Origin of the sequence: Vulcanococcus sp. DEBay_Sum22DG08_74 (assembly GCF_017852955.1) — a bacterium.
In the GTDB taxonomy this organism is placed as follows: Bacteria; Cyanobacteriota; Cyanobacteriia; order PCC-6307; family Cyanobiaceae; genus Vulcanococcus.
The window spans coordinates 1-4,023 of the sequence record NZ_JAFMKL010000134.1 but is presented as its reverse complement, the minus strand read 5'-3'; the positions used below and the strand labels follow the sequence as shown (position 1 = coordinate 4,023).

The window sequence follows — 4,023 nt, the reverse complement described above, 5'->3', positions numbered from 1 at the left end:
TTCTTTCCTCCTCTCGGGCACCAGCGCCCACCGTTGCGGAGCCTGCTGCCCAGCCGACGCCGGCTGAGGTCAGCACAGCTTCTGAACTTCAAACCATCGCCTTCTGGCGCTATCACGCCAGGCTGAGCTTTCACACCCCGCTGGCTTATCTGAAGCGGGATGGCCAGCAGCGTACGCAAAATCCTCCTGATCTTCAGCCGATTCAGCGCACTGGAAAAGGATGTGGCGAATGGATTCCTTATCGCCCTGATGGTTTTGTGGCCTTGGCTGAACTCAGTCAAGTTCAGATCGACTCATGGATGGCGGACTCTGGCGTTGAGCGTGAGCAGAAGCTCAGGCTGCTCATTCGGTTTCGCGAGATTTTTGAGAGCAAGGTGCTCCATGTCGATCAGAAGTTGATGCAGATCTATGCCCTGGTCGATCAGGAGACATTTCGATCGGTGGCCTCCAGCCTCAAGGGTGAGAGCTTTCCCGATGAAGTCTTCATTGCTGAACTGACCACACTGCGCGGTATCGGCCTTCAAAAGGCACAACTGCTCTGGAATGCCGGCCTGAGGACTCCGGCCATGGTTCAGGCGGCTGAAGACGCCGAGCTGCAGTCGATTCGTGGGATCGGTCCAAAGCTCATCGCTCAAATTCGCTCCCAGGAGGTGGCCTGAGGCGTCGCACGGATCTGCGGATCAGGTCTGCTCCCGCGCTTCCAGGGCCGAACAATTGCTGCTCGTAGTTCCTTCGAGGGTTGCCTGGTGGGCATTCGTCTTTGTTCGATGAAGACACCGTCATTCATCGCCACTCGCAGGCTGATCATCGCCAGCAAACCCAGGGGCTTCACGCAGGACTGATGCTCTCGTTGTGTTCTCCCGCGGGATAGCTCGAGCTGGTGTGTCGATCGCTACGCCGTTGTCAATAAGAACGGTGTCTTTGTGCGATTGGTCACTGATTGAGGTCGCCTCGCACCTGCAGTTTCAAAACAGGGTTGAACAGAGACCATCGTGCCCACCTCATTTAGCAATCCGTGTTTGCTTCGCTTTTCTGATCCCAAGGCGGAATACCGCGGGATCTGGGTCTTTTATGACGCCAATGACCTCGGTGCCTATTCCGCCTGCCACGAACTGCTGGCTCACGGTGAGCCCATGCGTGTGGTGGAACAACGGGAACTCCAGAGCCTCCTTGAAGCCCGTCGCTTTAGTCAGCATTTGATCCTGCATGGATGGTCACCGCAGGTGATTCACTCGGAGCTTGGCTACCGGCTCATTGGTTTTTAACGCTCTACCGCTAGCTGGCGAGTGGGTGAGTTGTTCTGCACCAGCCCGGAGCATGCGTGCAGCGGGCACCCTTGGCACTTCGCTTGCGGTTGGTCGGTTTCTTCAATTCGCTGATCGCAGCTTGATCAGTCGATTTGTTGTTGTCGTTGTGTTGATCTGGGGCCATTGATGCCTCCCAGCGACAGCCAAAGCCTGCCAGCTCTTTGCGATTCGACAAGAGCAGCGTTTCTGCTCACTGACGCCGGCGTTTGCTGTTTCCAGACTTGAGTGCATCCGATGTTGGCGTGACCACGTGATGTCCCGGTTGCTGGTTGCTGTTGGCTTCAGTCTTGGCTTGTTTCTGGCCCCAGCGTTCGCGCAAAGCAGTTCTACGCCGTCCGCAGGGGGCCAAGAGCAGCTCAGTGATTGGCAGCGCCGTGAGCTGGCCCGCCAGCAACGCAAGCGTGAGCAGGCCAGGCGCTGCATCAGCGATTGGCGATTGGGTCTGTGCAGCCGCTCGTACCGTTAAGACCACCTCGAAGCGTGCGGTGTGGGCGAAATCAATGCTCTTTCCGTCGCCCTGATTGCCCTCGGGCTGAGCGCGACCTGGGTTGTTCTCTTCTACGGATTCACCCGCTCGACCCGCTACGAAATCCAACGCACCCAGATGCAGCGCGTGCGCCGGCAGGTGATGAGGGTTCTTGCTGAGCGTTCCGACTAGGGCCTGTTGACAGCGCAACTGAAGCCGGCTAGTACAGGTGTACTCGCATCGGGCCCATGGCTCCTGTTGCTTCCCCGTACGCCACCTTTCGCGCCTCGGATTGGGTCTGGCCCGCTGCGTCCGCTGCTTCTGTCGCCTCACCCCCATGCCAGGACACGGTTGGCTCCAGGATCCCGCCACGCTCGCGACCAAGCGCTTCCATCGCGACGAAAAAAGTTGGGCGCAAGACCCGATGGTCTTCGTCGATTCAGGGCGACCTTTTCCAGCACAACCTCCTCTGCTCCAGTCCCGTGACCACCTCCATCGAGACCAGGCAGTTGAGCTTTGGCGGGCTCTTCTGAGCCGTGGCTGGACCCCGGTGGCGCCCCAGTGGGGTCAGGAAGTCGAGGTCTAGATCAGCGCGCCAGCGCGCTCTGGATTCGCTGCTCCAGTTCCCCGGCGCTCAGTCCAGTCACCACAAACACTTCCTGGGCGCTGCTTCCGCGCCGTGCGACCACCTTCCAGCCACCGCGGATGGGAATGGAGACCTTCAGGCGCAGTTCTGGCGCCCGGCCCTTAACCCGCGAAATGACAGCCGGTGTGATCGTGTCGATCTCGGGCTCGCGGACCAGCCGTTTCAGGCAGGGAATCAGGCCCTCGAGGTAGGTGCTGTGGGTGATGACCAGCCGTCCCATGGCGGGCACCCTAGAAACCAGTGCCCTGGTGGCGGGATTGCCTGACCGCTGCTAGAGATGCTGTCCCCTCTTTTGCCGGATGGCAGGCCAGCACGCTCCAGAGCTGCGCGAGCAGCTGCGGCAACGGCTCAGTGACGAGCTTGGTGGTGCCGCCCAGTTGGTCAGCCTTGAGCGCAGTGGTGACCAGAGCGTCAAGGGCGTGGCGGTCTGCTCAGGTCGCATCCTCAGCTTCGTTCTGGATGCCGAACAGGAGCGTCTGCGCACGCTGCCGATGTTTGAGCTGCTGCAACGGCGCTTCGCTTAACCGAGATCCCTAGCCCCGCTCCACAGGGGCCATGGTCAGGCCCTCTCCGGCCAAGAGTTGGTGGTAGAGCTCAGCCTGCTCGAGCGGACCGCTCCAAACCACCGCTGAGCCCTGCGAGTCGATCTGATGGGCCAGCTCCCAGGCGCGATCGCTGACCATGGCTGGGATGTGTTTCACCAGCACCTCAACCACGTGTTGGAACGTGTTGTGGTCATCGTCGAGAACGATCACCCGACCCGTGGGGTACGGCGCTCTGACCCGCTGCCGCTCCATGACGGCCTGTCCGCCTGGGGAGGAGCTGATGGAGCGGATGGGTTGCATCTCGAAACAGCCAGCAGATCTGATCTCAGTTTGGGTCACAGCCCTGGTTACACTCGTCCAAACGCTTTCTGCGCACCATGCTGATCACTGTGGGTTGGGCCGCTCTTGCCGCCGTCTTCACCTTCTCGATCGCCATGGTCGTCTGGGGTCGCAACGGCGACGGCACCCTGAATTTCTGAGCCTGAGCGCCGGGTTACTCATCCGTGATTGAGTCGCTCAACATCAACAGTGTTCTCGCGGTGACCACCGCAGCCCTGTTGGTGTTTGTCAGCGGTGGAGTCCTCTATCTCTCCACCATTGAGTGGCGCGACAGGCGTCGCCGCCAGCAACCGGTTCAGCCCTCAGCTCGCGCCCGCAAGTGACGCTCGAGCCGGGGGTTTTTGAACCTTGGGCCTGGGACCGTTCCGTCGAGCTGTTGGTGACAGCTCCAGATCGTTCCGCTTCTCTTCATCCAGAACCCTGGACGCTGCAGTCGCAGCAGCAGCTCCAGGACGCACTGGCGCAAAACCCTGCCAGCCCTGCTTCGATTGCTGCGGCCGAGGCACTACTGAGCTGTGGCGACTCCGTCAGCCTTCAGCAGCAGGCCGATGCCCTGCGGCAAGAGCTGGTTGGAGAGACGGTCACCTACGTGGTGAACCGGAATCTCAACTTCACCAACCACTGCGTTCAACACTGCAGCTTTTGCGCCTTTCGCCGTGATGCCGGCGCTCCAGGCGCCTACTGGCATGACCTGGAGCTGCTTCGCAGCAAGGCCGCTGA

9 protein-coding genes and 1 pseudogene are annotated in these 4,023 nt (G+C 60.5%); 8 read left to right on the top strand and 2 right to left on the bottom strand.

Going from position 1 to position 4,023, the window contains the following annotated elements:
- From QZ184_RS10580 to QZ184_RS10565, 4 genes are all read left to right on the top strand, one after another.
- Positions 1 to 659, top strand: a 659-nt coding sequence (locus tag QZ184_RS10580; protein WP_296419528.1) for a helix-hairpin-helix domain-containing protein, incomplete at its 5' end; no start/stop codon positions are given.
- 360 nt (positions 660 to 1,019) lie between these two features.
- Complete coding sequence (locus QZ184_RS10575; RefSeq protein ID WP_296416897.1) at positions 1,020 to 1,265, top strand: hypothetical protein; 246 nt, start codon at positions 1,020 to 1,022, stop codon at positions 1,263 to 1,265.
- A gap of 529 nt (positions 1,266 to 1,794) precedes the next feature.
- Entirely contained in the window at positions 1,795 to 1,965 is a 171-nt protein-coding gene (locus QZ184_RS10570; protein ID WP_296419525.1) for a hypothetical protein, read from the top strand.
- Positions 1,966 to 2,110: 145 nt separating this feature from the next.
- On the top strand, positions 2,111 to 2,359 hold the full coding sequence (locus QZ184_RS10565) for a DUF1651 domain-containing protein (RefSeq protein WP_296419522.1): 249 nt from the start codon (positions 2,111 to 2,113) through the stop codon (positions 2,357 to 2,359).
- A 1-nt stretch (position 2,360) separates the two neighbouring features.
- On the opposite strand, the gene QZ184_RS10560 is transcribed toward QZ184_RS10565, so the two are convergent.
- On the bottom strand, positions 2,361 to 2,639 hold the full coding sequence (locus QZ184_RS10560; protein ID WP_296419520.1) for a DUF2103 domain-containing protein: 279 nt from the start codon (positions 2,637 to 2,639) through the stop codon (positions 2,361 to 2,363).
- A 79-nt stretch (positions 2,640 to 2,718) separates the two neighbouring features.
- On the opposite strand from QZ184_RS10560, the gene QZ184_RS10555 reads away from it, so the two are divergent.
- A complete protein-coding gene (locus QZ184_RS10555; RefSeq protein WP_010317260.1) occupies positions 2,719 to 2,943 on the top strand; it encodes a hypothetical protein in 225 nt (74 codons plus the stop codon).
- A 9-nt stretch (positions 2,944 to 2,952) separates the two neighbouring features.
- Here the strand turns inward: QZ184_RS10555 and clpS are convergent, their stop codons facing one another.
- Positions 2,953 to 3,264, bottom strand: coding sequence for an ATP-dependent Clp protease adapter ClpS (clpS, locus tag QZ184_RS10550; protein WP_010317258.1), 312 nt, complete (start codon positions 3,262 to 3,264; stop codon positions 2,953 to 2,955).
- Between the two features lie 77 nt (positions 3,265 to 3,341).
- Here clpS and petN point away from each other — a divergent pair, with 77 nt between their 5' ends.
- The 3 genes and pseudogenes from petN to QZ184_RS10535 form a co-directional block, all read left to right on the top strand.
- The gene (petN, locus tag QZ184_RS10545) at positions 3,342 to 3,443 is read left to right on the top strand and encodes a cytochrome b6-f complex subunit PetN (RefSeq protein WP_010317256.1); all 102 of its coding nucleotides are present in this window, start codon (positions 3,342 to 3,344) and stop codon (positions 3,441 to 3,443) included.
- Between the two features lie 24 nt (positions 3,444 to 3,467).
- Complete coding sequence (locus tag QZ184_RS10540; RefSeq protein ID WP_010317254.1) at positions 3,468 to 3,626, top strand: hypothetical protein; 159 nt, start codon at positions 3,468 to 3,470, stop codon at positions 3,624 to 3,626.
- A 164-nt stretch (positions 3,627 to 3,790) separates the two neighbouring features.
- Positions 3,791 to 4,023 (top strand): annotated as a pseudogene (locus QZ184_RS10535) (7,8-didemethyl-8-hydroxy-5-deazariboflavin synthase subunit CofH); the annotation flags it as partial.

Coding starts and splice junctions, on each gene's coding strand:
- petN (WP_010317256.1), top strand. CDS start 3,342: ATGCTGATCACTGTGGGTTGGGCCGCTCTTGCCGCCGTCTTCACCTTC.
- QZ184_RS10565 (WP_296419522.1), top strand. CDS start 2,111: ATGCCAGGACACGGTTGGCTCCAGGATCCCGCCACGCTCGCGACCAAG.
- clpS (WP_010317258.1), bottom strand. CDS start 3,264: ATGCAACCCATCCGCTCCATCAGCTCCTCCCCAGGCGGACAGGCCGTC.
- QZ184_RS10560 (WP_296419520.1), bottom strand. CDS start 2,639: ATGGGACGGCTGGTCATCACCCACAGCACCTACCTCGAGGGCCTGATT.
- QZ184_RS10555 (WP_010317260.1), top strand. CDS start 2,719: ATGGCAGGCCAGCACGCTCCAGAGCTGCGCGAGCAGCTGCGGCAACGG.